Annotated in this window: 27 protein-coding genes; 1 reads left to right on the forward strand and 26 read right to left on the reverse strand. The window is 68.0% G+C overall.

Annotation, left to right across the window (positions count from 1 at the left end; genetic code table 11):
* Positions 1 to 52: 52 nt before the first annotated feature.
* The 13 genes from alc to JK358_RS18915 all read right to left on the reverse strand — a co-directional run bounded on the left by alc (position 53) and on the right by JK358_RS18915 (position 10404).
* Positions 53 to 1078 carry an allantoicase gene (alc, locus tag JK358_RS18855; RefSeq protein ID WP_201949049.1) on the reverse strand — a complete coding sequence of 342 codons (1026 nt, stop codon included), beginning with the start codon at positions 1076 to 1078 and terminating at the stop codon, positions 53 to 55.
* 11 nt (positions 1079 to 1089) lie between these two features.
* On the reverse strand, positions 1090 to 2265 hold the full coding sequence (locus JK358_RS18860) for a glycerate kinase (protein ID WP_307817617.1): 1176 nt from the start codon (positions 2263 to 2265) through the stop codon (positions 1090 to 1092).
* The gene (gene gcl, locus JK358_RS18865; protein WP_201949050.1) at positions 2262 to 4064 is read right to left on the reverse strand and encodes a glyoxylate carboligase; all 1803 of its coding nucleotides are present in this window, start codon (positions 4062 to 4064) and stop codon (positions 2262 to 2264) included. The genes JK358_RS18860 and gcl overlap by 4 nt, the downstream gene beginning before the upstream one ends.
* 1 nt (position 4065) lies before the next feature.
* On the reverse strand, positions 4066 to 4251 hold the full coding sequence (locus JK358_RS18870) for a hypothetical protein (protein ID WP_201949051.1): 186 nt from the start codon (positions 4249 to 4251) through the stop codon (positions 4066 to 4068).
* Positions 4248 to 5123: an NAD(P)-dependent oxidoreductase gene (locus JK358_RS18875; RefSeq protein WP_201949052.1), complete on the reverse strand. Its 876-nt coding sequence runs from the start codon at positions 5121 to 5123 to the stop codon at positions 4248 to 4250. Before JK358_RS18875 ends, JK358_RS18870 begins: the two co-directional genes overlap by 4 nt.
* Entirely contained in the window at positions 5120 to 5917 is a 798-nt protein-coding gene (locus JK358_RS18880) for a hydroxypyruvate isomerase family protein (RefSeq protein ID WP_201949053.1), read from the reverse strand. Before JK358_RS18880 ends, JK358_RS18875 begins: the two co-directional genes overlap by 4 nt.
* Positions 5914 to 6294 carry an allophanate hydrolase-related protein gene (locus JK358_RS18885; protein WP_201949054.1) on the reverse strand — a complete coding sequence of 127 codons (381 nt, stop codon included), beginning with the start codon at positions 6292 to 6294 and terminating at the stop codon, positions 5914 to 5916. The genes JK358_RS18880 and JK358_RS18885 overlap by 4 nt, the downstream gene beginning before the upstream one ends.
* A 122-nt stretch (positions 6295 to 6416) precedes the next feature.
* Entirely contained in the window at positions 6417 to 7811 is a 1395-nt protein-coding gene (locus JK358_RS18890; RefSeq protein ID WP_201949055.1) for a nucleobase:cation symporter-2 family protein, read from the reverse strand.
* Between the two features lie 15 nt (positions 7812 to 7826).
* Positions 7827 to 8732 (reverse strand): factor-independent urate hydroxylase, encoded by a 906-nt coding sequence (gene pucL, locus JK358_RS18895; RefSeq protein ID WP_201949056.1) that lies wholly within the window; start codon positions 8730 to 8732, stop codon positions 7827 to 7829.
* Between the two features lie 5 nt (positions 8733 to 8737).
* Positions 8738 to 9070, reverse strand: coding sequence for a hydroxyisourate hydrolase (gene uraH / locus JK358_RS18900; protein ID WP_201949057.1), 333 nt, complete (start codon positions 9068 to 9070; stop codon positions 8738 to 8740).
* Positions 9067 to 9564 (reverse strand): 2-oxo-4-hydroxy-4-carboxy-5-ureidoimidazoline decarboxylase, encoded by a 498-nt coding sequence (gene uraD, locus JK358_RS18905; RefSeq protein ID WP_201949058.1) that lies wholly within the window; start codon positions 9562 to 9564, stop codon positions 9067 to 9069. The genes uraH (JK358_RS18900) and uraD (JK358_RS18905) overlap by 4 nt, the downstream gene beginning before the upstream one ends.
* Positions 9565 to 9767: 203 nt before the next feature.
* Positions 9768 to 10169, reverse strand: coding sequence for a helix-turn-helix domain-containing protein (locus tag JK358_RS18910; RefSeq protein ID WP_201949059.1), 402 nt, complete (start codon positions 10167 to 10169; stop codon positions 9768 to 9770).
* Complete coding sequence (locus tag JK358_RS18915; RefSeq protein WP_201949060.1) at positions 10162 to 10404, reverse strand: thiamine-binding protein; 243 nt, start codon at positions 10402 to 10404, stop codon at positions 10162 to 10164. The genes JK358_RS18910 and JK358_RS18915 overlap by 8 nt, the downstream gene beginning before the upstream one ends.
* Positions 10405 to 10522: 118 nt before the next feature.
* On the opposite strand from JK358_RS18915, the gene JK358_RS18920 reads away from it, so the two are divergent.
* The gene (locus tag JK358_RS18920; protein ID WP_307817618.1) at positions 10523 to 11248 is read left to right on the forward strand and encodes an IclR family transcriptional regulator; all 726 of its coding nucleotides are present in this window, start codon (positions 10523 to 10525) and stop codon (positions 11246 to 11248) included.
* A 14-nt stretch (positions 11249 to 11262) separates the two neighbouring features.
* Here the strand turns inward: JK358_RS18920 and JK358_RS18925 are convergent, their stop codons facing one another.
* The 13 genes from JK358_RS18925 to uraD (JK358_RS18985) all read right to left on the reverse strand — a co-directional run bounded on the left by JK358_RS18925 (position 11263) and on the right by uraD (JK358_RS18985) (position 23872).
* A complete protein-coding gene (locus tag JK358_RS18925; RefSeq protein WP_201949062.1) occupies positions 11263 to 11634 on the reverse strand; it encodes a hypothetical protein in 372 nt (123 codons plus the stop codon).
* A 444-nt stretch (positions 11635 to 12078) separates the two neighbouring features.
* Positions 12079 to 13122, reverse strand: coding sequence for an LGFP repeat-containing protein (locus JK358_RS18930; RefSeq protein ID WP_201949063.1), 1044 nt, complete (start codon positions 13120 to 13122; stop codon positions 12079 to 12081).
* A gap of 38 nt (positions 13123 to 13160) precedes the next feature.
* A complete protein-coding gene (locus tag JK358_RS18935; protein WP_201949064.1) occupies positions 13161 to 13421 on the reverse strand; it encodes a hypothetical protein in 261 nt (86 codons plus the stop codon).
* Positions 13422 to 13454: 33 nt separating this feature from the next.
* Entirely contained in the window at positions 13455 to 14240 is a 786-nt protein-coding gene (locus JK358_RS18940) for a PRC and DUF2382 domain-containing protein (RefSeq protein ID WP_201949065.1), read from the reverse strand.
* Positions 14241 to 14465: 225 nt separating this feature from the next.
* Positions 14466 to 15569, reverse strand: a complete 1104-nt coding sequence (locus tag JK358_RS18945) for an XdhC family protein (RefSeq protein ID WP_201949066.1) — start codon at positions 15567 to 15569, stop codon at positions 14466 to 14468.
* Between the two features lies 1 nt (position 15570).
* Positions 15571 to 17007, reverse strand: coding sequence for an NCS2 family permease (locus JK358_RS18950; RefSeq protein WP_201949067.1), 1437 nt, complete (start codon positions 17005 to 17007; stop codon positions 15571 to 15573).
* 133 nt (positions 17008 to 17140) lie between these two features.
* Positions 17141 to 19471 (reverse strand): xanthine dehydrogenase family protein molybdopterin-binding subunit, encoded by a 2331-nt coding sequence (locus JK358_RS18955; RefSeq protein WP_232851537.1) that lies wholly within the window; start codon positions 19469 to 19471, stop codon positions 17141 to 17143.
* Positions 19468 to 20820 carry an 8-oxoguanine deaminase gene (locus tag JK358_RS18960; protein ID WP_201949068.1) on the reverse strand — a complete coding sequence of 451 codons (1353 nt, stop codon included), beginning with the start codon at positions 20818 to 20820 and terminating at the stop codon, positions 19468 to 19470. The genes JK358_RS18955 and JK358_RS18960 overlap by 4 nt, the downstream gene beginning before the upstream one ends.
* Positions 20817 to 21290, reverse strand: a complete 474-nt coding sequence (locus tag JK358_RS18965; RefSeq protein WP_201949069.1) for a (2Fe-2S)-binding protein — start codon at positions 21288 to 21290, stop codon at positions 20817 to 20819. Before JK358_RS18965 ends, JK358_RS18960 begins: the two co-directional genes overlap by 4 nt.
* Entirely contained in the window at positions 21290 to 22159 is an 870-nt protein-coding gene (locus JK358_RS18970; protein ID WP_201949070.1) for an FAD binding domain-containing protein, read from the reverse strand. The genes JK358_RS18965 and JK358_RS18970 overlap by 1 nt, the downstream gene beginning before the upstream one ends.
* Positions 22160 to 22175: 16 nt before the next feature.
* Entirely contained in the window at positions 22176 to 23048 is an 873-nt protein-coding gene (gene pucL, locus JK358_RS18975) for a factor-independent urate hydroxylase (RefSeq protein WP_201949071.1), read from the reverse strand.
* A 3-nt stretch (positions 23049 to 23051) separates the two neighbouring features.
* Positions 23052 to 23351, reverse strand: coding sequence for a hydroxyisourate hydrolase (uraH, locus tag JK358_RS18980; RefSeq protein WP_201949072.1), 300 nt, complete (start codon positions 23349 to 23351; stop codon positions 23052 to 23054).
* On the reverse strand, positions 23348 to 23872 hold the full coding sequence (gene uraD / locus JK358_RS18985) for a 2-oxo-4-hydroxy-4-carboxy-5-ureidoimidazoline decarboxylase (protein WP_201949073.1): 525 nt from the start codon (positions 23870 to 23872) through the stop codon (positions 23348 to 23350). Before uraD (JK358_RS18985) ends, uraH (JK358_RS18980) begins: the two co-directional genes overlap by 4 nt.
* Between the last annotated feature and the right edge of the window lie 113 nt (positions 23873 to 23985).

Below are 23985 nucleotides of genomic sequence, written 5' to 3' on the forward strand. Positions count from 1 at the left end.
GTAGACGCCATCATTGTCGCTGACCGAGATCGGAGTTCATCACCGTGGCGCGCTAGCGCGCATTCCATCGGCGGGTCAGTGCTTCGGCACCGGATACGCTGAGCGAACCCAGGATTCGCAGTCGCGCGATGCCACCGTCGGGGTAGATGTCGACGCGCACGTGGGTAACCGGGCGTCGTGCGTCCTGCGCCAGACGGAAGCGATGCGGGGTGTCGGGCTGAACGCTGGTGCGCGGCAGCAGTTCGAACCACTCGTCCCCGTCCGCGGGCGGCAGCGCGTCATCACCGGCATGGTCGATGCCGAGCACCCGGAATTCCCCCGGCGAGTTGAATACCAGGTTGGTGGTGTCCAGCTCGATGAGATCCGGAATACCCTGCGCCGCAAGCCGAACCACGGCCCAGTCGTTCCCGTCGTCGCGACGCCGCGCGGTCTCCCAGCCTTCGGCCTGATTACGGGCGAGTCCCGGCGCGAGCATATTGTTCGGCGCGGAGTAGAACCAGTTCGAGCAGCCCGTGATACCCGCGCCGTTCTCCAGCGCGGCCAGGTCGATGGTCAGCCCGGTCAGCAGCGCCGGATCGGGCGTCACCTCACCGTGCACGCGCAGGCGCGCCACACCGCCGTCGGGATGGATATTGAGCCGCACATGGGTGAAGATGCGCTCGTCGGCCACCGGGATCTCGTGCCGGGTGTCCCCGGTGAGCGGGCTGCGCGGCACGATCTCCACCCAGTCGGCCGAATCCAGTTCCGCCACAGTCGGATACCCGGAGATCCGCGCCGCTTCGACCGAGGCGAAGGGCGGGTAGTTGCCCTTGAACCACGCGGTGTCGATCACCACCCCGCGGATGACGCCGGGCATGCCGAGCCGGATCACGGCCCAGTCGTGCCCAAGGCTGCGGCGCCGCCGGGTCTCCCAGCCGTCGTACTCCTGCCCCTTGGGGCCGAAGGTTTCGGCGGAGAAGCGCGGTTCCCACGGGTGGATGAGGTTTTCGCGCTCTTCGAAGGATTCGTCGCTGGCGGCGACCACGGCGGCGCGGTAGCTGCGCAGCGCCAGATCGGGAAGGGTGGTGAAATCCGACATATCTTCTCTCACTAGGGGTTTCGTACGGGCAGGTCTCCGAGCCTGGTGACGGCGATGCGGGTGGCCAACTGCTCGAGCAGATCCGCGGCGTGCAGCATGCACAGCTCGGGATCGGGTTCGATATCGGTGAGCGCGTAGGCGTCCTCGATCCGGAAGCGGCGCAGGGCTTCTCGCGTCACCGTGCGCTGCCCGGACACCGCGATCACCGGCACCTCGGCGCGGGCGGCGGCCCGCGCGACGCCCATGGGGGCCTTGCCCTGCAGGGTCTGGCGGTCCAGGGAGCCCTCGCCGGTGATCACCAGCCGGGCTCCCGCGAGCCGCCTGTCGAAATCGAGTTCCCGCAGCACGAGGTCGATTCCGGGCTCGATGCGCGCGCCGAGGACGGCCAGGGCGGCGTAGCCGACTCCCCCGGCCGCCCCCGCGCCCGGCCGGGAGGACGCGTCCACGCCCAGATCGCGGCGGACCACCTCGGCGAGCCGGGCGAGGCCGCGTTCCAGCTCCTCCACATCGTCCGGGGCCGCGCCCTTCTGCGGCCCGTAGACGTGTGCCGCACCGCGGGTCCCGAGCAGCGGATTGTCCACATCGGAGGCGACCACGATCGGTATCCGGATCAAGCCGTCCACATCGATGCGCTCGAGCCGCTGCAGGGCCACCCCGCCCGGCGGCAACGGTTGCCCGTCGCCGTCGAGCAGGCGCGCACCCAGGGCCGTGAGGATGCCCGCCCCGCCGTCGGTGCACGCACTTCCGCCCAGCCCCAGCACGATTCGCGACGCGCCGCGCAGGACCGCGGTGCGGATGAGCTCACCGGTGCCGAGGCTGGTGGCGGTGCGGGCGGTGACGGGGGTGGGCCGGCCGGGTAGTCGCCGCAGCCCGGAGGCTTCGGCGAGTTCCACCACGGCCGTCTCGCCCCTCATCGCGAACGAGGCGGCCACGGGATTCCCGACCGGCCCGGTGACGCCGGTCTGCAGTCCGGCGAAGCCGGCGGCGACCATGGCGTCCACGGTGCCGTCCCCGCCATCGGCGACCGGGACCGTCACCACGGGAATGTCCGGGCGGGCCCGGCGCAGTCCGGCGGACAGGTGCGAGGCCACCTCGGGGGCGGTGAGCGAGCCTTTGAACTTGTCGGGGGCCACCAGGATGTGGCCCTCCTGCCAGCCGCGCCCGGACGCCCGCCGACCGTGAATCACGGTGTGCTCCCGGCGGATTCGAAGGCGGCCAGCGCGGCGATGGACGTGGGTGCGTCCTCGGTGCTGTCCGCGAGCTCCTCGAATTCGTTGATGCTGTCGATCTCGAGACCCATCGAGACATTGGTGACGCGTTCGAGGATCACCTCGACCAGCACCGGCACCCGGAATTCGGCCATGAGCTTCTTGGCCTCGTCCAGCGCCGCACCGATCCGGTCGGGTTCGGTGACGCGAATCGCCTTGCAGCCCAGTCCCTCCGCCACCCGCAGGTGGTCGACACCGTAGCCGCCGACCTCGGGGCTGTTGATGTTGTCGAAGGACAGCTGCACGTAGTAGTCCATATCGAACTGCCGCTGCGCTTGCCGGATCAACCCGAGGTACGAATTGTTCACCACCACATGGATGTACGGGATGTTGAACTGCGCGCCGACCGCCAATTCCTCGATGAGGAACTGGAAGTCGTAGTCACCCGACAGCGCGACCACGGTCTCGTCGGGCACGGCGGTGGCCACGCCCAGCGCCGCGGGCAGCGTCCAGCCCAGCGGCCCGGCCTGTCCGGCGTTGATCCAGTGCCGCGGCTTGTACACGTGCAGCAGCTGCGCCGCCTGGATCTGTGAGAGCCCGATGGTGGTGACGTAGCGGACGTCGGGTCCGAAGGCCGCGTTCATCTCCTGGTACACCCGCTGCGGTTTGATCGGCACCGCGTCGAAGTGGGTCTTGCGCAACAGGGTTCGCTTGCGATCGCGGCAGCGCTGCGCCCAGTCGCCGCGCTCGGGCAGCCAGCCGTCGCGCGACAGCTCGTAGGCCACCTCGAGCAGTACGCCCAGCGCCGCACCGGCGTCGGAGACCACGCTGTAGTCCGGTGCGAACACCCGGCCGATCTGCGTGGGCTCGACGTCGATGTGCACGAAAGTGCGTCCCTTGGTGTAGGTTTCGACGCCGCCGGTGTGCCGGTTGGCCCACCGGTTGCCGATGCCGAGCACGAAGTCGGCCTCCAGCATGGTGGCGTTGCCGTAGCGGTGCGAGGTCTGCAGTCCGACCATCCCCGCGTGCAGGGCGTGATCGTCGGGGATGGTGCCCCAGCCCATCAGTGTCGGCACCACGGGAATGCCGGTCAGCTCGGCGAATTCGACGAGCAGATCGGCGGCGTCGGCGTTCACGATGCCGCCGCCGGCCACGATCAGCGGCCGTTCGGCGGCCGCCAGCAGCGCCATGATCTTCTCCGCCTGCAACCGGGTGGCGGCGGGGCGGTGCACTTCGAGGGGCTCGTAGCTCTCGATATCGAATTCGATCTCGGCGAGCTGCACGTCGATCGGCAGATCGATGAGCACCGGTCCGGGTCGCCCGGAGCGCATGAGGTGGAACGCCTTCTGGAAGGTGCCCGGCACCTGCGCGGGCTCCATGACCGTGACCGCCCACTTGCTCACCGGCGCGGCGATGGAGGCGATGTCGACGGCCTGGAAATCCTCCTTGTGCAGCTTGGCCACCGGAGCCTGACCCGTGATGCACAGAATCGGAATGGAATCCGCGCTCGCCGAGTACAACCCGGTGATCATGTCCGTGCCCGCGGGGCCGGAGGTACCGATGCACACCCCGATGTTGCCGTGCGCGGCGCGCGTGTACCCCTCGGCCATGTGCGAGGCGGCTTCCACGTGCCGGGCCAGGATGTGCTTGATCCCGCCGTGCGCCCGCATGGCGCTGTAGAACGGGTTGATGGCCGCGCCGGGCAGGCCGAATGCCTGTGTCGCGCCTTCTTTTTCGAGGATCAGAACCGCGGCGTCCACGGTCCGCATGCGTGCCATGTCAGGCCCCTTCCGTCGCGTACGTCAATGTCTTGCGGGCAGGGTGGTGGAGCTGCGGGGCGACACCGGTCGAAAGGCCCGAACCTTCGATCGGCTGCACCGTGCAACGCTCCACCACCCACCCCTCGGGCACACCGACAGCGCAGCCGGTGTGCCCGAACACCAGCCGGGGTACCGCTGTCGTCATGCCCGTTCCTTCCCGGACAGCGCCTCCGCGACCAGCAGTAGCGCGGAGTGGTCCAGGGAGCCGTGACCCATGGCGCGCGCGGCGGCGATCAACTGCGCGGTGAGCGCGCCCATGGGGATGGACACCTCGGCCTGCCGGGCGGCGGCCAGGATGATGCCCATATCCTTGTGATGCAGGTCGATGCGGAAGCCGGGCTGGAAACTGCGCTCCAGCATGGACTTTCGCTTCAGGTCGAGGATCTTGCTGCCGGCCAGGCCGCCGGCCAGCACGTCGAGGCCCTTGGCGGCGTCCGCGCCCAGGTTCTCCATGAGCAGGATCGCCTCGGACACAAGGGCGTAGATACCGCCGACGACCAGCTGATTGGCGGCCTTCACGACCTGGCCCGCGCCGTTCGGGCCGACCAGGGCGATGGTCTTGCCGACCGCGTCGAATACGGCTTCGGCAGCGTCGAAATCGGCTTCCGCACCGCCGACCATGATGGACAGCGTGCCGTTCACCGCGCCGGGCTCGCCACCGCTGACAGGCGCGTCGAGGACCCGCAGGTTCTTCTTCTTGCCTTCGGCCGCAGTCCATTCCGAGGTGGCCGGGGTGACGGTGGAGAAGTCGATATAGAGCGTGCCGGGGGCGGCGTGCTCGAGCACCGTGCCGAAGACGTCGCGGACGTGCTCGTCCTGCGGCAGCATCGTGATGACGATGTCCTTGTCGCGCACCGCTTCCGCGGCACTGCCCGCCGCATTGCCGCCTGCGGCCTTCAGCTTCTCGACCCCGGCCGGGCTGTGGTCGTAGCCGGTGACATCGTGGCCCGCCTGCACCAGATGGCCCGCCATGGGGCCGCCCATGATGCCGAGTCCGACGAATCCGATGGTGCTCACTTGATCCACTCCCAATCCAGTTCGGGGTCTTTGTATTCCAGGCCGATCCAGCCGTCGTATCCGGCGGCGTCGAGCGCGCCGAACAGGGCCTCGAAGTCGAGTTCGCCACTGCCGGGCCGCCCGCGGTTCGGTGAGTCGGCGATCTGCACGTGGCCGAGGTACCCGGCCCAGCTGTCGATGACGCCGGTGAGGTTCTCCCCCATCCGCGCCAGGTGGTAGAGGTCGCACAGGAAGCGCACATTCGGCTGCCCGACCTGTTCGATCACGCGCACTGCGTGTTCGGAGGACACGATCGGATAGGCCGGTGACTCGATCGAGTTCAGCGCTTCGAGCAGTACCGTCGCGCCGATCCGCTGGGCGGCGCGGGCGGCGAGGCCCAGGTTCTCGAGTGCCAGCTCGTCCTGCTTCTCCGGGCTCTCACCGGGAATCCGATTGCCGTACAGCGCGTTCAGCGCCGTGCAGCCGGTGCGTTCGGCAATTCCCACGGTGACGTCGATATTGTCGCGGAAGCGGTTCTGCTCTCCCGGTACGGAAACCAGTCCGCGCCCTTCGGGAATGAGATCGATGAAGTTCAACCCGATGAGTTCGACGCCCGCGTCGCCGATCGCCCGCACGAAGGCGTCGATCTCCTTGTCGCCCGGTACCGGGTCGCCGCCGAAGGGCCACCAGAATTCCACGCCGTCGAATCCGGCCGCTTTGGCGGCCGCCGGTCGTTCCAGCAACGGCAGGTCGGTGAAGAGAATCGAACAATTGACATCGAATTTCCGGGGCGCACCCCCGGTCGTGTATTTCATCGTGTTCCTTCGCGATACGTCGTCCAGCTGCCGAATTCGGTGATGTCGATCAGCTGTGGATACGAGACGGGCGGGCGGCGCAGCACCATGGACAGCACCGACCGGTTGTCGTCGAGTTCGATGACGCCCAACTCCAGTTCCGGCGGTTCGGCCGGCAGCAGGCTGGTGCGCAGCACCTCCATGGGCACGTCGAACAGTTCGCCGGTGATGGGCGCGCCGCCGTCGGAGACGGGATGCAGGCCCGGGAACCGGTCGCCGACCGAGTAGAACCGATATTGCGGCGCGGTGGTCACCTCGCCCGCGAACGGTGCACCCGCCAGCAGATGGTTGAGCGGTCCGCCGCGCATGGCGCCACCGTTCAGGAAAATGAGAGGCATACGAGTTCCTTCCTCCCCGTCGGCCGAAATTATGGTGCGGGTCACACCGCCTGCGATAGCGATGTCAGCACCAAAGGTTCGTGGCGTTTCGGGGCCGATTTCGTAGATTCATCCAGCCGGGTTCAGCGGATGTCGTCGTCGAGCCGTTCACCCAGACCGTCGCGTTCGTCCTCCGCCGCGGCGAAGACCGAGGCGCCCGCGCGATTGCCGAGGGTGATCTCGTTGAACAGCAGGTTGAGCAGAATGGCCACGACGGCGGTCGCGCTGATTCCGGAATGCATGACGACGCGAATCCATTCGGGGAACGCGTCCCAGAATTGCGGTGCGGCAATCGGAATCACGCCGAAGGCCAGCGCTACGCCGACGATCACCATATTCAGGTTGTCGTGGTAGTCGACCCGGGCGAGGGTCCGGATGCCGCTTGCCGCAACGGATCCGAACAGGACCACGGCAGCGCCGCCGAGGACCGGGTACGGGATGGCGGCCACCACCGCACCGATGACGGGCACCAGACCCAGCAGAAGCAGGACGAGACCGCCCATGGCCACCACGAACCTGCTCTTGATACCCGTGAGGGCGACCAGGCCGACATTCTGTGCGAAGGCGCTGCACGGGAAGGTCCCGAACAGCGGCGCCACGGTCGTGGAGGCGATATCGGCGCGCAGGCCCGCGGCAACACGCTTGGAATCCACGTCGCTGCCGACGATTTCGCCGATGGCGAGGATGTCGGCGGTGGTCTCGGTCATGATCACGAGGATCACGATGGTCATGGCGACGATGGCTCCGACTTCGAAGGTCGGTGCGCCCACGGGCAGGATCGGCGGTAGCGCCACCAGTTTCGCGTCGCCGACCTTCGAGAAGTCGGCGTGCCCGGCGAGCGCCGCGACGATCGTACCGACCACCAGGCCGATGAGGATCGACAGCCGGGAGACCGCGCCCTGGAAGACCCGGCTGATCACCAGGATCACCAGCAGCGTCAGGCCCGCGAAGCCGATATTGCCCATCGACCCGTACTCGGGGTGTTTCGAGTCGTTGCCCATGGCCCAGCGCAATGCCACCGGCAGCAGCGACAGCCCGATCACCGTGATGATCGTGCCGGTGACCACCGCCGGGAACAGCCGCACCAGATGGGCGAAGACCGAGGACAGCAGGAGCCCGATCACCCCGGCGACGATGATCGCACCGTATACCGAGCGCAGCCCGTCGCTCTGCGAGATGGTCACCATGGTGGAGACGCTCGCGAACGAAACCCCTTGCACGATGGGCAATCTGCTGCCGAAGTTGCCGATGCCCAGCGTTTGCAACAGTGTCGCGAGCCCCGAGACGAACAGGCCCGCGGTGACCAGCAGCGCCATATCTCCGGCCGAGAGTCCGGCCGCGCCGCCGACGATCAGGGGCGGTGCGATGACACCGCCGTACATGGTGAGGATGTGCTGTGCCCCGTAGGCGACCAGCTGCGGCAGCGGATACCGCTCATCCTCCGGACCGGGACGATGCCGGTACGTGAAGATTTTCATGGAACCGCCTCGCGCTCAACAGAATCCGGGTACCGCGTGCCACGCCGAGCCGGCGTCGGAGGCGTCGTCGCGGTGCACACTGGCCTCGATCAAGCCGTAGGGCCGGTCGGCGGCGATGAACACCTCACCGTTGTTCTCCACGTGGAATGGGCTCAGGTCGACCAGGAAGTGGTGTTTGTTGGGCGCGGAGAACTTGATCTCGGCGACCTCCGTGAACTGTTCCAGCACAGCGCGTCCCATGCTGTAGAGCGTCTGCTGCAGCGCCAGGGAGTGCACGGCCGCGAACTGCCGCAGCAGGGTCGTGCGGATGGCGGCGTAGGACTTGTCCCACTCCACGTCGGTGTGGTCGTAGCGCCAGCGGGCCACCAGTGAGGTGGCGAGAATGCGGTCCTTGGTCGGTTCGAGGGTCGTGTACTTGTCCTCGAAGTAGCCGTGGAACTCCGATCCGGTGGATTTGAACAGCACCAGGTCCTTCAGGCCGGAGACCACGTGCGCCTTGCGGTCGCTGCCGTAGCCGTCCATGTTCACCACGGTGGTGCGCACCTCGCCGCCCGCCCGGATGAACGAATGATCGTGCCCCGCACCGTCGATCGGAATCCGGTTCCAGCCGTACTCCTCGATCTCGATGCGCGCGCCGTCCGCGCCGGGGGTGCGGGAGATGAAGTGATCGGCCAGGGTGAGCGCGAAATCCTCGATCGCCTCCACACCCTTCTCCTTGGCGAAGGCGAAGGCGGTGTTCTTCTGGGTGTCGGTGGTCAGGATGTCCTTCTGGTCGCCGGTGATGTGCGCGTCCTCGAAGCGGCCGCGCAGGGCACTGGAGACATTGAGATCCCGGATGGTGTGCCGGTCGGTGTCCCGGTACACGCGCACGATCCGGTTCTCGGCCTTTCCGTACTGATTCTCTCCCAGCTGGATGGCCATGGCGATCAACTCCCTCGATAGGCGGAACAGGCGAAAGGGCTCAGCAGCAGCGGGACGTGGTGGTGTCCGCTGTCGGGCGGCGTGAAGGTGAGGTCCACGGCCGCGAAGTAGTGGCGCTGCCCGGTGGCGGCGAAGTAGGTCTCGACGTCGAAGCTCAGGCGGTAGCGGCCCGGTTCGAGGGCGTCGGGGCCGAGGTCGCGGATGCGGCCGTCGGCGTCGGTGACGGCTTCGGCGAGCACGCGAGAAGTGGTGTCGCCCAGGTGTTCCAGGCGGACCGGCAGGCCCTGTGCGGGCTTGCCGAGGGCGGCGTCGAGGACGTGGGTGGTGACGGCGCTCATTCGACGATCACCCGTCGCAACCGCAGCAGGGCGATCTTGCGGAGTTCGACGGCCACCACCTCGGCCTCGGTGGCCTCGTCGTTGGACAGGCGCAGCAGCAGCGTCGCGAGGATCTCCGAGGTGGACAGGCCGGTCGCGCAGATCAGGAAGACGCGGTGGAATCGCTTCTCGTACAGGCGGTTCGCCGATTTCAGGTGCGCGACGGTCGCCACGTCGGTTTCGATGCCGGACTGCTCTTCCCGCGACCAGGACGAGCCTCGGCTCGCGCCGGGAGCCTGTTCACCGATGCGTGGATGGGCCGCCACCGCGCGGTCGACATCGGCCGGGGTGAGTGCTCGTGCGGCCTTGTCGGCGGTGGTGAGCAGGCTGTCCAGGTTCGCGTAGGGCCGCGAGTTCAGCAGGGCGTCAACCCAATCGGGGGCATCGCAGCAGTCGAGCAGGGTGGGGCGGAGGAGGCCGGTATCCATACCGTTGAACTCGTCGACAGTGACCATGAGCAGCGCTTTCTCGCATTGCGGAAGTCGTTTTCCGAATACCGAAATCGTGGCACAGGTCACGATGGATCGTCAACAGTTTGTTGAATTTCTGTTGCTGCAGTGTGCGCGCCGGAGGTCGCGATCCGCCCCGGAAATGGCGAAACCCGCTGCTCGGCAGCGGGTTTCACGGACCGGTGCGTCGAGGGGACTCGACAGTGCCGTCAGGATCGGGTGCGGTTCAAGTAGTTGTAGACCGTGAAGCGGGTGACGCCCAGCGCCTCGGCCACCGTCTCGGCGGATCGGCGGTAGCTGAACGCGCCGCGCTCCTCCAGCAGCCGGACCGCGCGCTGCTTCTCCGCGCGCGGCAGATCGGCCAGCGCACCACCGAATTCAGCGGCGACCTCGGAGAGCAGCCGGGCGATGCCGCTCTCGGACTCCCCCTCGGACTCGGCCGCGGCGCTCGGCAACCGCACCCCGGCCAGCGTCTGCCCCTCCCACACCAGCGGGACATCATCGGGCAAACACTCCGCGGCCGGGATGAGCCGCCCTCCGACGCGCGCGAGCAGCGGAGCCACCGTCACCAGCACCGGATGCCCGGCATCCAGCGGCGCGCGCTCACTCATCGACACGCTCGACCTGCAGCGTCACCCGGGACGCGCCATGGTGCAGCGCGATGTCGAGCACCTGCTGCAATGCGGGCAGCAAGACCGCCTCCGGGCCTTCCACCATGGTGCCGAGCGGACCGAATTCACAGGTGAGACCGGAGTTCTCGAGCAGGGCGAGGGTTTCGGTGGCGTGCGGCGGCGGATCGCCCTCGCCGTGAAAGGGTTCGGTGGTGAATTCCGCACGCAGCAGCATGCGCATCAGGCTACCGCCACGTTCCCGCGCGACAGCCCGGTAAACTTCCGCAATCCGGAAAAATCGACAGGGTGGGCCAGTGACCGCAGCGAATACCTCCCGAGGGCGATCGGGCAGCGTGCAATCGATCGAACGCGCCTTCGGCCTGCTGGAAACCATGGCCGACCACGGCGGCATGATGGGTCTCTCGCAGCTGGCCACCGAATCCGGTCTCCCGCTGCCCACCATCCACCGCCTCGTCCGCACGCTCGTGGATCTGGGCTATCTCCATCAGGAACCGTCACGCCAGTACGTGCTGGGCCCCAAGCTGATCAAACTGGGCGAGAGCTCGGCCCGCATGCTCAGTTCCCAGGCCCGCCCCCACCTCACCCGCCTGGTCGACGAACTCGGCGAATCCGCCAATATGGCCATGCTCGACGGCGACCGCATCGTCTACGTGGCCCAGGTTCCCTCCCGCCACTCCATGCGCATGTTCACCGAGGTGGGCCGCCGCGTCCTCCCGCACTGCACCGCCGTCGGCAAGGCCATCCTCGCCGGCATGCCCCCCGACAAGGTCCGAGACCTGTTGCAGCGCACCGGAATGCCCGGCTACACCGACCACACCATCACCGACCCCGCCGAATTCGCCCGCCAACTCGAACACGCCGCCCGCACCGGCTACGCCATGGACGAGGGCGAACAGGAGCTCGGCGTCCGCTGCGTCGCGGTGGCCCTCCCCGAAGCCCCCGCGCGCCTGGCCATTTCGATCTCCGGCCCGGTCGGCCGCATGACCGAAGACCTCGTCGACCGCGCGGTGCCCCTGTTGACCACCGTTGGCCGCGCACTCTCCGACGACCTCCGCTGACCACCCCGATCGACTCACCAGGCGCCGACGAACCACTCCAGCACGGCCAGTGAGATCGCACCGAGCAACGCCACCAGCACGGCAAGGGTCCCGGTCAGCCACCAGCGCAGCCGCGCATCGGCCCCACCGATGCGCGCCGCCAGGAAACCGCCTGCGGCACCGAGGATTCCGAGCACGATCGCGCCACCCAGCACCAGATAGAAAATACTGCCGACCACAGCAGCCCAGGTACTGCCGAACCCGGAGGTATACCCCGACAACGGCACCGGAAAGCGATACACCAGCGCCACGACAGCGGCCGCCACCGGCGCGGCCGCGACAGCGATCAACGCACCCCACCCGGCGTGCCGCCAGGCAAGAGACCTGCTCGACAAGGTATCGGACACCTCCCCGAGCATAGCCACCCGCACTATGCAGCGCGTGGAGCCGTCGGCGCGCGATCAGTACGGCAAGGCAGCCCGCCGCGCAGTGCGTGGAGCCGACGACGCGCGATCAGCACGGCAAGGCAGCCCGCCGCGCAGTGCGTGGAGCCGACGACGCGCGATCAGCACGGCAAGGCAGCCCGCCGCGCAGCGCGTCGAACCGTCGACGCGCGATCAGCACGGCAAGGCAGCCCGCCGCGCAGCGCGTCGAACCGTCGACGCGCGATCAGCACGGCAAGGCCACCCCCGCCGCGCAGCGCGTCGAACCGTCGGCGGGGCGCGCAGCACGGCCAGGCCGCCCGGCGGGATCGGACAGCGTGCCTGAACGAATTTCCATCCAGCGGCCGGGTTGACCGGGTGACAGCGCGGGGCGAGGCCGCGGTTGGACGGGTCTCGCCCCGCGCATCCTCACACCCCGCCGGCGCGAGGCATCCCGCGAGTGCGTTCGGCCGCACTCGCGAGATGGGCTCCGGCCCGGCGCATTCCAGCCGTGGCCGTGGACATCGCAGTGCCCCCGGTCACGGCACTACCTGCGGTCATGGCGCTGCTCGTGGCCGCGGCCTTGCCACGGGCTGTGGCGCTATCGCTCGCGGTGTTCTGTCCGGGCACACCGGGATTCGAGTGGTGGGACCCGCGAGCAGCCTTGGTGACCAGGGCGGCCAGTCCACCGGCGGCGGCCGCGATCACCAGGCCCAGCGGTAGGGCCCACCATTTGGCGGCGGAGCTGGTCCCGGAATCTGTTGCCGCAGTGGCTGATTCGGGAGCCGGGCCACCGGGGGCAGCGCCGGGAGCGGATACGTCCAGGCCGGTCAGCTGGGTGGCGATATCGGGTGGGGTGGTGGCGAATCCGTCGGCGGCGCTCCAGCGGATGTCGACCGGGATGCCGTTCTGGCCCGCGAAGCGCTGGGTGTAGACGCCGTTCTCCACGGTGGTGTCCGAGAGTGGGGCGCCCATCACGCCGTCGGTGGCGTGCAGGTGGGACCAGGCGGTGCGGATGGGGCCGCGGGCCAGCCAGGCGCCGTGCTGCGGGCTCCATTCGATGGTCGCGCCCTCCGGAGCGGAGAATTCGCTGTAGCGGGCGGTGCCCGCGACGGGGGCGTCGGATTCGTCGTTGACCGGGTAGCCGAGGCCCGCGTCGGCTCCGCCCAAGGCCAGGTATTTGTCGAGGATGGCGCCGTACATGACCTTCGCGCCGGTCTCGGGGGAATAGATCATTGTGCCGCCCTGGTAGTTCTGGGCGGCGCCGTCGGGGCCGAAAGCATAGACGGCTCCGATCTTGTGGCCGAGCGGGGAGTTCGCTCCGCCTTTGTCGTCGTAGTGGGCGTCGATGGCGGGACCGGCGTCAGCGGGCTGTGCCGTCGCGACGGGGGTGGCCAGCAGGCCCAGGCCCGCGGCGGCGAACAGTCCGAAGGCCGCGCCGACGCCGAAAACCGTGTTCTTCCAACGTGACATGGGAAGCTCCTTGTCAGGGTCGTCCACGATGGGTGCGGTCAGCGGATGTCGCCCGTCTTGGGCCGGGTGGCGAGGCCGGTGAGGGCCGAGAGCGCCGCGCCGACGAGGCCGCCGCCGCCGACCTGGGCCAGGATCTGGCCGAAGTCCAGTCCGCCGGATGTCGCGGCCTGGATGATGGCGCCGGTGATGCCGCCGCCTGCCGCGCCGATACCGCCGTTGACCAGCGGGCCGAGCGGGTTCCGGGCCCCGCCCACACCGCCGCCGACCGCGCCTCCGAGTACTCCGAGCAGCCATTCCATAGCAACTCCTCCTCGCGTTATCGGATCGAAAAGCTATGCCCTGTCGTTCTTTTCGTCGCGCATGCGGTCCTCGCGCACGCCCTCGGCCTCGATGCGCTCCTTGCGGACGGTGTCGCTGACGGTCTGTTCGTCGGCGACCTCGTCGACCACCAGGCCCACGCGTTCGACGGGCACGGTCTCCTTGTGCGCGGTGACACGGTCGGCGTGCAGCACGATCTCCTGGTCCTGTTCGCCGATGGTGGCGTCGGTGCGGTCGGTGATCGGCTCGCGCACCAGCCGGGCTTCCTCGTGCGTGGTGGGCACGGTGATCGTCTGTTCTTCCTCCACCACGTATTTGTGCAGGCGTGCGGTGCCGGTTTCCTCCCGATCGGTGCCGACGACGAGACGTTCCTCCGAGCGGGTCAGCCCCGCGCCCTGGTCGCCGCCGTAGGTCATGGGTTCTTCTGCTCCGGGCCGGATCCGTTGGCGCGCAGCAGCATTGGTGGCGCCCATCGGGATGGAGCGGCGCTGCCCGCTGCTGTAGTAGGCCATCAGCTCCTGCTCGGCGCGAGGGTCGATGCGCCCGTCGTGTTCGAGGTGCGGCGCGGTGCGGATCTGCTTCTCGGCGTAGGGCACGCGCAGGCTCATATCCTCGGTGCGGTAGCCCGCGCCGTCGAGCGGGATGAGGGTCGGACCGTCGCCCGTGGCGTCCATCATCGCCACCCAGGTCGGTGCTCCGGTCTGATTGTCCAGGTAGAAGTTCTCCACCCGCCCGATCGGTTCGCCGGCGCTGTCGTAGACGGTGGCGCCGATCAGTGACTCCATCGTGGGATTCGCCATGATCTCTCCTAACTGTCGGCAGCACTCGGCGGACGTGTGGGGTCCGATCCGGGTGCTGAATTCAGGAACGATCTACCGAAAATGCGGTGCGATCAGGCGGTACCCGCAACCGATGCGAACAAACTTCCAGCAAACTTGTGAACCGGACATAAGGAAAGCTCCCGGTGGTGCGCGCACTGCCCGCACGCTCCACCGGGAGCTCTCCCCTCATCCTGGATCGTGGTGTTACACAGTCACACCCAGGTGGTCCGGTACCTCGAGATCGGGTAGCGGGCTACTGTCGCGGTGGATGGGGCCGCCACTCATGCCCAGTGGTAGCCCCGATCCACCGCGCCGCAGGGCGACGATCTCGGCGGCGATGGAGACGGCGGTCTCCTCGGGTGTACGGCCGCCGAGATCGAGCCCTATGGGTGACCGCAGTCGCGAGAGTTCGACCTCGGTCACCCCGGCTTCGCGGAGGCGCTGCGCGCGGTCCGCGTGGGTGCGTCGCGATCCCATCGCGCCCACGAACGCCACCGGCAGGCGAAGCGCCACTTCGAGAAGGGGCACATCGAATTTGGCGTCGTGGGTGAGCACGCACAGCACGGTGCGGGCGTCCACGCGGGTGCGGGCGAGATAGCGGTCCGGCCACTCGACCACGACCTCGTCCGCTTCGGGGAAGCGGGCGCGGGTGGCGAAGACCGGGCGGGCATCACAGACGGTGACGTGATAGCCCAGGAACTTGCCGATGCGGGCGACCGCGGCGGCGAAGTCGATGGCGCCGAAGACGATCATCCGCGGCGGTGGCACATGGGATTCCACGAAGACCGTGATCTCCTCGTCGTCGCAGCCGATGGTCCGCAACCCGGTCGCCCCGGCGTCGAGCATGGCCCGCGCCTCGGCGACCACGGTCTCGGAGAACGCCGCGCCGACCGACCACCAGTCGCCCAGGGCCATGGCCGCGCCGGTGCGCACGTCGCGCACCAGCGTCGCCGCGCCCTCGGCCCGCAGCATCGCTTCCAGCGCGGCGCGATTGGCGTCGGCGACCGGCTGCACCAGCACCTCGATGGTGCCGCCGCAGGTGAGTCCGACCGCGAAGGCGTCGGCATCGCTGTAGCCGAAGGTTTCGCGGAGGGTTTCGCCGGTGTCCAGCGCCTCGCGGCACAACTCGTACACCGCGCCCTCGACGCAACCGCCGGAGATGCTGCCGACGACCTCACCGTCGGCGTTCACCGCCAGGGCCGCGCCGACCGGGCGGGGCGCGCTGCCGCCGATCCCGATGATCGAGGCGATGGCGTAGCGCTGGTGTGCCGCATGCCAATTCACCAGTTGTGCCGCGATGTCGCGCATATCAGCCTCCCAGGACCTGTTCGATGGCGGAGATTCCGAAGTAGGCCGCGAACACGAGGCTCACCACCCAGACCAGCCAGTGGACTTCGCGGAATTTGCCGCGCGCGGCCTTGATCACCGCGTACGCGATCAGGCCCGCGCCGACGCCGTTGGTGATCGAGTAGGTGAACGGCATGAGCGCGATGGTCACGAATGCCGGCACCGCGACCTCGAGGTCCTGCCAGTCGATCTTGCGGGCCTGCGTCATCATGAGCGCGCCGACCAGCACCAGGGCCGGAGCCGCGGCCTGGATCGGGACGACAGCGGCCAGCGGCGTGAAAAAGATTGCCGCCAGGAACAATCCGCCGGTGACCACACTCGTGAGTCCGGTACGGGCCCCCTCACCGACGCCCGTAGCCGATTCCACGTAGACCGTGCTGCCCGCACCGCCGCTCGCACCGCCGATGACCTGGGCGACACCGTCGACGGTCAGGATCTTGCCGATACCGGGCATGGTGCCCTTCTCGTCCAGCAGTCCGGCCTCGTCGCAGACGCCGAAGACCGTTCCCATGGCGTCGAAGAAGCCGGTGAGCACGAGGGTGAACAGCACGACCCCGGCCACCAGACCGCCGGCGCGAGCGAAGCCGCCGAACAGGTCGATATTCAGCATCAAACCGAAATCCGGTGCGGCGAAGAAGGATTCGGGGGCCGTGGGTACCACCGCGCCCCACGCCGTGGGTTCGATGGTGGCCACCGAGTTGATGACGACGGCGAGCACCGTCACCACCGCGATGCTGATCAGGATCGCGCCCGGGATCTTGCGGATGAACAGCGCGAGCATGAGCAGCAGGCCGACGGCGAAGATCACCACGGGCCAGCCCTGCAGATGTCCGTCCGCGCCGAGCGTGACCGGCGGGCCGCCGGGCGTGCCGTGGCCGACGACTCCGGAGGAGACCAGGCCGATCATGGCGATGAACATGCCGATGCCGACGCCGATGGCATTCTTCAGGGCGACCGGAATGGCATTGATGATCATGGTTCGCAGACCGGTGGCGGCGAGCACCACGATGATCACGCCCATGAGCACGACCAGGCCGAACGCCTGCGGCCAGGTCATATAGGGCGCCGCCTGGAAGGCGACGACGGGAACGACCCCGAGCCCGGCCGCCAGTGCCAGCGGCACATTGCCCACCAATCCCATGAGGATCGTGGACAATCCGGCCGAGAAGGCGGTGGCGGTGGTGAGCTGCGCGATGCTCAGCTTGTTGCCGTCGATGTCGGCGACTCCGCCGATGATCAACGGAACCAGCAGGATCACATACCCCATCGCCACGAAAGTCGTGATACCGCCGCGGATTTCGCGCGAGACGGTACTGCGCCGGTCACTGATCCGGAAGAACCGGTCCAGTGCCGACCGACTGACGTCGGGGGTAGTAGTCGGGGACTTGGTCTGGGTCATGGCTGCCCTCCTCGGGGCGTAGCCGACCGCCGGTCCGGGCTCTTCATCGCCACATCGATGAACTCCCCGGACCGCGGATTCGGTGTATCGCTGTTGTGGGGTCCCTACCGCGGATTCGGTCTGCCCCTGTTGATCAACTGCTCCGGATGATGTCTTCCGGTCGCACCGGCACCCGGGTGATGTTCCCGGAGCCGCCCCGGTTCCGGCAGGCGTCGCGAATGGCCGCGACGATCGCCGGCGTGGAGGACAGAGTGGGCGGTTCGCCCGCGCCGCGCAGGCCGTAAGGGGCGTGCGGATCGGCGTTTTCGAGAATCTCCAGCTTTTGCGGGGGTGTATCGAGAATCGTGGGGATGAGATAGTCCGTGAAGGACGGGTTTCGTACCTTGCCGTTGGTTACCTGAATTTCCTCCATCACGGCCAGACCCAGTCCCTGAATCGAACCGCCGTGGATCTGGCCCTCGAGGGACAGGCGGTTCATGATCTTGCCGACATCCTGGACCGCGTCCAGCGCAACGACTTTCACCAATCCGAGGTCGGTGTCGACATCCACCACGGCCCGGTGCACGCAGAGCGCGAGCTGGGTGTGGCTGTCACCCTGACCGGTGATCGGATCCATGCCGGTGGTCGGCTTGTGGTGGAATTCGCGGGTCTCCTCGAGGACGTCGTCGCCGAGCACATCCTCGATGGCCGCCATGACCTCACCGGTGTTGGTGACCAGCTTGCCCCCCACCAGTTGCAGGAATTTCGGCGTATCCAGGCGGACCCGCGCCAGCTGCAACAGCCGGTCGCGCACTGCCTCGCACGCCGCCTTCACCGCGCCGCCGGTCATGTAGGTCTGCCGTGAGGCCGACGAGGAGCCGGAGGAGCCCACGCCATTGTCGGCGGGGTGGATGACGACCTTCTCGATGCCGAGTTCGGTGCGCGCGATCTGCGCCTCGACGGTGACCAGGCCCTGGCCCACCTCCGCGCCCGCGGTGTGCACGAGCGCCACCGGTTCGCCGCCGATGATCTCCAAACGCACACGCGCCGTGGAGTAGTCGTCGAAGCCCTCGGAGAAGCAGATGTTCTTGATGCCGACGCCGTAGCCGACGCCGCGCACCACGCCCTCACCATGGGTGGTCTGGGACGCACCGCCGGGCAGGTTGCGGATATCCGAGAAGTCCGTCGGGCCGGGCAATTCCATGGCCTTGGACATCTCGAGCATCTCGGCCATCGGCATCGGCGCGTGCACCAGCTGCCCGGTGGCCAGCTTCGACCCCTGCTTGACGGCATTGACCTGACGTACGGTGACCGGATCCAGGCCCAGCGACAGCGCAACCTTGTCCATCATGGATTCGTGCGCGAAACACGCTTGCACAGCGCCGAATCCGCGCATCGCGCCACACGGCGGATTGTTGGTGTACACCCCGTAGACGTCGATCTCGATATGCGGGATCTCGTACGGCCCCACCGCCAGCGAGGACGCGTTGCCGACCACGTTCTGGGTGGCCGAGGTGTACGCGCCGCCGTCGAGGACGATGAGAACCTTGGCGTAGGTGAGCTTTCCGGTGGCCATGGCGCCGTATTCGTAGCGCATGCGCGCCGGATGCCGGTGCACGTGCCCGAAGAAGGACTCCTCGCGGTTGTACATCATCTTGATGGGCTTGCGGGTGTGCAGCGCCAGCAGGCCGGCGTGGATCTGCATCGAAATATCCTCGCGGCCACCGAAAGCGCCGCCCACACCCGCCATGGTCATCTTGATCTGGTCCTGGGACAGATCCAGGCAGGGCGCGATCTGGGTGAGGTCCCAGTGCAGCCACTGGGTGGCCACGTAGAACTCCAGGCCCTCGTCGGTGGGAATCACCAGACCGGATTCGGGGCCCAGGAACGCCTGGTCCTGAATACCGACCTCGAACTCCTCGGTGACCACCACGGCGGCCAGCTCCCGGCCGACATTGGTGTCGCCGACGCGCACCGGCTGGTGACGGGTGATGCCGCCGCGCTCCTGCACCCGATTGGCCTCCGGATCGGCGACGACCGCCATCGGATCCGTAATCGGTTCCAGCACTTCCCATTCGATCTCGATCGCCATGATGGCACGGCGCGCGATCTCGGGGTGGTCGGCGGCGACCAGCGCGATGGGCTCGCCGTGGTGGCGCACCTCGTCGAAGGCCAGCACCGGCTGATCCCAGGTGTGGTCGAGCCCGTACACCTTGCGGCCGGGCACGTCCTCGTGGGTGAGCACCGCGTGCACGCCGGTCATGGCCAGCGCCTTCGAGATGTCGATGTTGAGGATCTTGGCGCGTGGATGCGGGCTGCGAAGCGTTGCGCCCCACAGCATTCCGTCGATCCACAGGTCCGAGGAGTAGGCGAATTCGCCCTTCACCTTCAGCGTGCCGTCGGGCCGCAGCGGGCTCTCGCCGATGCCGCCGCGACCGGGCGCGGCGACCTCGTGCGGGAAGTTGGTGGTGCGTACGCTCGTCATCGCTGCTCCTGCCGCATGATTCGCTCGCGCGCCGCGACGCCGTTGCGGCCGACCTGGTCGTGCGCGACCGTCTTCAGCTCGTCGTTCTCCACGACGGTGTTGCCGCCGACGAGCAACCGGGCCAGCGGCGGCTGCGGGCCGAACACCAGCGAGCACACCGGATCGGTGAGCGCGGAACGGAATCCGTCGACCTTCCAGATGGCGATGTCGGCGAGCTTGCCGGGCTCCAGGGAGCCGATCTCGTTCTGCCGCCCCAGGTTTCGCGCACCGCCGAGGGTGCCGATCTCGAGGGCCTGGCGGGCGGTGAGCGCCTTGGGACCGTGCACGGCGCGCTGGAACAGCATGGCCTGCCGCATCTCCCCGGCCATCGAGGTCAGTTCGCTCGAGGCCGCGCCGTCCACGCCGAGGCCGACGGGCGCGCCCGCGGCCAGCAGGTCCATCACCCGGGCGATACCCGCGCCGAGGCGGGCGTTCGAGCTCGGGCAGTGCGCCGAGCCGGTGCCGGTGTCGGCGAAGCGGCGAATATCCTTGTCGTGCAGGTGCACCGCGTGCGCGAACCACACGTCGTCGCCGAGCCAGCCCAGCTTCTCCATGTATTCGACAGGCGTGCAACCCATCTGCTCGAGGCAGTGCTCTTCCTCGTCGAGGGTTTCGGCGAGATGGGTGTGCAGGCGCACGCCCTTGTCGCGGGCCAGCGCCGCCGATTCCCGCATGAGCGCCTCGCTCACCGAGAACGGCGAACAGGGGGCCACGGCCACGCGCAACATCGAGTCGAAGGACGCGTCGTGGTACCTGTCGATGGTCTCGGCGGTGTCGGCCAGGATCTCGTCGAGCTGCTCCACCACCTCGTCCGGCGGCAGCCCGCCCTGGGACTGGCCACGGTCCATGGACCCGCGGCAGGGGTGGAAGCGCACGCCGAGCTCCCGCGCGGCCCGCACCTCGGCCTCGAACAGATCGCCACGGCCCTTGGGGAAGACGTAGTGGTGATCGGTGGAGGTGGTGGTGCCGGTCAGCGCCAGCCAGCCCAGGCCCGCCGAGGCAGCGCCGTAGACGACCTCGGCGTCCATGCGCGCCCACAGGCGGTACAGCCCGGTCAGCCACTCGAACAGGGTGGCGTCCTGGTAGAGGCCCTGGGTGGCCCACTGGTAGAGATGGTGGTGGGTGTTCACCAGGCCCGGGGTCACCAGGCAGCCGGTGCCGGAGAGGCGGTCGGCTCCCACCACCGTCGGCGCGGGTCCCGCGCCGAGGGCTTCGATGCGACCGTCGTCACCGACGATCAGATATCCGTCGGGGATCTCCTCGCCCACGACCGGGGCGATATAAGCGTTCTCGATGACGAGCTTGGTCATTTGGCTGCCGCCTTCCGCTCTGCTGCCAGACGTACGGCGTCCAGGATCTTCTCGTAACCGGTGCAGCGGCACAGGTTTCCGGCGAGCGCCTCGCGAATCTCCGCGTCCGACGGGTCCGGAATGCGTTCGATCAGGTCGTGCGCCTGGACCAGGAGCCCCGGCGTACAGAATCCGCACTGGACCGCGCCGCATTCGACGAACGCCTGCTGCATGGGGTCGAGTCGATCCCCATCAGCGAGACCTTCCACCGTGCGAACCGAGCGGTCCTGGACCTGGCCGGCCGCCACCAGACAAGCACAGACAGGAGTGCCGTCGAGATAGACAGTGCATGAACCACATTCACCCTGTTCGCACGCATTCTTGGAACCGGGCAGCCCGACCCGCTCACGCAGCATGTAGAGCAGGGACTCCCCCTCCCAGACGTCGTCGACGATTTCCTCGGAGCCGTTGACATCGAAGGTGATTCGCATCAGGCGGCCCTCCTCTCTGCGGTGTAGTCGGTCCAGGCCCAGCCGAGTGCGCGCCGCGCCATCACCGACAGCGCGTGCTTGCGGTAGTCGGCGGTGCCGCGCACATCGTCGATGGGCTTGGCGGCCTGCGAGACCAGCGCGCCGAATTCGCGCGCCAGCTCCTCGGACAGCGGAATCGGGTTGTCCCAGGGCAGATTCGCGGCCAGGAAGTCCTGCGCCGCGACGGCCCGCAGCGGGGTCGGGCCCGCCGAACCGATACCGGTGCCGACGGTCCTGGTGTCGGTATGCAGGGCGATGGCGAAGGAGCACACCGCGATCACCATGGCGTTGCGGGTGCCGACCTTGGCGAAGTACTGCGGACCCGTGGCCGGCTTCAGCCAGACGGCGCGGATCAGCTCGTCCGGTTCCAGCGCGTTCTTCTTCACCCAGACGTAGAAGTCGTCGATGGGGATCATGCGGGTGCCGCGCGCCGCGGATTCGGCCTCCACCACTGCATTCGCCGCCAGCAGTGCCGGATGCGCGTCACCGGCGGGGGACGCGCCGCCGAGGTTGCCGCCCACCGTGCCGCGATTGCGGATCTGCGGGGAGCCGACGGTGCGCGAGGCTTGGGCCAGACCCGGCAGTTCGCGACCGTACCGGTTGATGATCTTCACGTATGGGACGCCCGAGCCGATGCGCAATTGCCCGTCGGTGCGATCGACGCCGAAGACCTCCCGGCACGGATTCAGATCCAGCACGTAGCCGGGCCGGTGCCGGTCGAAGTTGAGCTCCACCATGACATCCGTGCCGCCCTGGATCGGCACGGCGTCGGGATGTTGCGCCTTGAGCTCCAAGGCGTGCGCCCAGTCGTTGGGTCGGAGGAATTCCATTGCGCCGCTCCCGCTCTCAATCCCACGCCGGTCCGGCGGCCGGCACCTCGCGCACCACCGTGCCCTCGATGAGGCCGTACGGACGATCGGCGGCCCAGAACACCTCGTTGCCGTTGACCTGACCGAACGGGGACAGATCCACTTCGAAGTGATGCTTGTTGGGCAGCTGGAGCTTGACTTCCACAATGTCGGAGACGGTTTCGAGCACGCGCTCCCCCATCTCGAACAACGTCTGCTGCAGGGAGCGACTGTGCGTATCGGCGAAAGCCTGGAGCAGGCAACGCTTCACAACCTCGTAGGACTTGTCCCACTCGATGGTGTCGCCGGTGTGCCGCCACTGCGCGTTCACCTCGGTGGCCAGCACACGGTCGCTGGTCTCCCGCAGCGTGGTGTAGCGGTCCTTGATGAAGCCGTGGAATTCCGAGCCGGTGGTGTTCAGGACCACCAGATCCTTCAGACCCGACACCACCCACGCCTTGCGGCCGTCGTAATGCACTACGGCGGTGCGGGTTTCGCGGCCCGAGCGCACGAACGAATGCGGATGGCTGTTGAGCCCTACCACATTCCGCTCCCAGGTGTATTCCTCCAGCTCCACCCGGGCGTGCCCGATGGTCGGCTGCGAATCCACGAAATGCCGGGCCAGCCGCAGGCCGAAATCCTCCGGCGAGGCGATGCCGTACTCCTTGGCGAACGCGAACACCGTGTTCTTCTGGGTGTCCGTGGGCAGCACCGCACCGTTGTCGCCGGTGTAGTGGACGGCTTCCATCTCGCCCGACAGCGCCACGCTCACGTTCAGATCCCGCAGATCGTGCTTGGCGCCGTTCTTGGTCACCCGGACGACGCGGGTCTCCGCCTTGCCGTAACGATTGGGACCTAGCTTGATCGACATGGTTCAGCTACCTCGATAGGTGGAGAAGGAATAGGGACTCAGCAGCAGCGGCACGTGATAGTGCTGCGCCGGATCGGTGACGGTGAAAGCGATGGTCACCGAGGGGTAGAACGGGCTCAGATCGCCGGTCTCGAAGATCAGGCGGTGCACGCCGGCCGCCGGGGCGGGCAGATCCTTGATGCGTCCGTCGGCGTCGGTCCGGCCCTGCGCGAGCACGGTGCCGACTTCGGCCTCCAGGCGCACCGGCAGATCCGCGGCGGGGCGGCCGGTCGCGGCATTGAGCACATGCGTGGACAGGCTCATAGCAACCCCAGCAGTTTCCGGATCCGCAGGACGGTGATGTCGGCGAGTTCGGCTCGGACGGTTTCTCTTTCGTCCGCCGCCGAGTTGTGCAGCCGGCGATGCAGTTCCGCAAGCATCTCCCCGGCGCTGCGGCCGGTGGCGCGAATCAGGAACACATGCCCGAATCTGTTCTCGTAGGCGATATTTCGCGCAGTGAGCTCATCGAGCACCTCAACCGACGCGGTTGCCGTCCCGGACTGCTCCTGACTGGACCACTGTGCCTCCCGCTGCGAAATCCCGTGCGAGCGAACAGCTTCGGCTCGATCACCGATCCTGGGGTGCGCGGCGAGAGCCTCCTCGATATCCGGCCACTCCAGTTCCCTGATCCCCGCGACCGCGGCCTCCTCGAGACCCAGCTCGCCCAGATAGGGGCGATTGGCCACCATCTTCCGCGCCCAGCGCCGCGACGCACAGCAGGTCAGCAGCTGCGCCTCGGCTTCCTCCAGGGGCAGCGATCCGAGCCATTCCAGGCGACTCGACATCCGACCTCCATCCATTGGCGTGTTGCCCGGTAAGTACACCGGGCACACGTCCAGGACGGCAGGGACGAGACCTCCGAACATGTGGCCTGCTTCACAGCGGGATCTTCGTAGAT

This window comes from Nocardia acididurans (assembly GCF_016741815.1).
Taxonomy (GTDB): Bacteria; Actinomycetota; Actinomycetes; order Mycobacteriales; family Mycobacteriaceae; genus Nocardia; species Nocardia acididurans.

Coding starts and splice junctions, on each gene's coding strand:
- alc (WP_201949049.1), bottom strand. CDS start 1,078: ATGTCGGATTTCACCACCCTTCCCGATCTGGCGCTGCGCAGCTACCGC.
- gcl (WP_201949050.1), bottom strand. CDS start 4,064: ATGGCACGCATGCGGACCGTGGACGCCGCGGTTCTGATCCTCGAAAAA.
- JK358_RS18870 (WP_201949051.1), bottom strand. CDS start 4,251: ATGACGACAGCGGTACCCCGGCTGGTGTTCGGGCACACCGGCTGCGCT.
- JK358_RS18880 (WP_201949053.1), bottom strand. CDS start 5,917: ATGAAATACACGACCGGGGGTGCGCCCCGGAAATTCGATGTCAATTGT.
- JK358_RS18885 (WP_201949054.1), bottom strand. CDS start 6,294: ATGCCTCTCATTTTCCTGAACGGTGGCGCCATGCGCGGCGGACCGCTC.
- JK358_RS18890 (WP_201949055.1), bottom strand. CDS start 7,811: ATGAAAATCTTCACGTACCGGCATCGTCCCGGTCCGGAGGATGAGCGG.
- pucL (WP_201949056.1), bottom strand. CDS start 8,732: ATGGCCATCCAGCTGGGAGAGAATCAGTACGGAAAGGCCGAGAACCGG.
- uraH (WP_201949057.1), bottom strand. CDS start 9,070: ATGAGCGCCGTCACCACCCACGTCCTCGACGCCGCCCTCGGCAAGCCC.
- uraD (WP_201949058.1), bottom strand. CDS start 9,564: ATGGTCACTGTCGACGAGTTCAACGGTATGGATACCGGCCTCCTCCGC.
- JK358_RS18910 (WP_201949059.1), bottom strand. CDS start 10,169: ATGAGTGAGCGCGCGCCGCTGGATGCCGGGCATCCGGTGCTGGTGACG.
- JK358_RS18915 (WP_201949060.1), bottom strand. CDS start 10,404: ATGCTGCTGCGTGCGGAATTCACCACCGAACCCTTTCACGGCGAGGGC.
- JK358_RS18930 (WP_201949063.1), bottom strand. CDS start 13,122: ATGTCACGTTGGAAGAACACGGTTTTCGGCGTCGGCGCGGCCTTCGGA.
- JK358_RS18935 (WP_201949064.1), bottom strand. CDS start 13,421: ATGGAATGGCTGCTCGGAGTACTCGGAGGCGCGGTCGGCGGCGGTGTG.
- JK358_RS18940 (WP_201949065.1), bottom strand. CDS start 14,240: ATGGCGAATCCCACGATGGAGTCACTGATCGGCGCCACCGTCTACGAC.
- JK358_RS18945 (WP_201949066.1), bottom strand. CDS start 15,569: ATGCGCGACATCGCGGCACAACTGGTGAATTGGCATGCGGCACACCAG.
- JK358_RS18950 (WP_201949067.1), bottom strand. CDS start 17,007: ATGACCCAGACCAAGTCCCCGACTACTACCCCCGACGTCAGTCGGTCG.
- JK358_RS18955 (WP_232851537.1), bottom strand. CDS start 19,471: ATGACGAGCGTACGCACCACCAACTTCCCGCACGAGGTCGCCGCGCCC.
- JK358_RS18960 (WP_201949068.1), bottom strand. CDS start 20,820: ATGACCAAGCTCGTCATCGAGAACGCTTATATCGCCCCGGTCGTGGGC.
- JK358_RS18965 (WP_201949069.1), bottom strand. CDS start 21,290: ATGCGAATCACCTTCGATGTCAACGGCTCCGAGGAAATCGTCGACGAC.
- JK358_RS18970 (WP_201949070.1), bottom strand. CDS start 22,159: ATGGAATTCCTCCGACCCAACGACTGGGCGCACGCCTTGGAGCTCAAG.
- pucL (WP_201949071.1), bottom strand. CDS start 23,048: ATGTCGATCAAGCTAGGTCCCAATCGTTACGGCAAGGCGGAGACCCGC.
- uraH (WP_201949072.1), bottom strand. CDS start 23,351: ATGAGCCTGTCCACGCATGTGCTCAATGCCGCGACCGGCCGCCCCGCC.
- uraD (WP_201949073.1), bottom strand. CDS start 23,872: ATGTCGAGTCGCCTGGAATGGCTCGGATCGCTGCCCCTGGAGGAAGCC.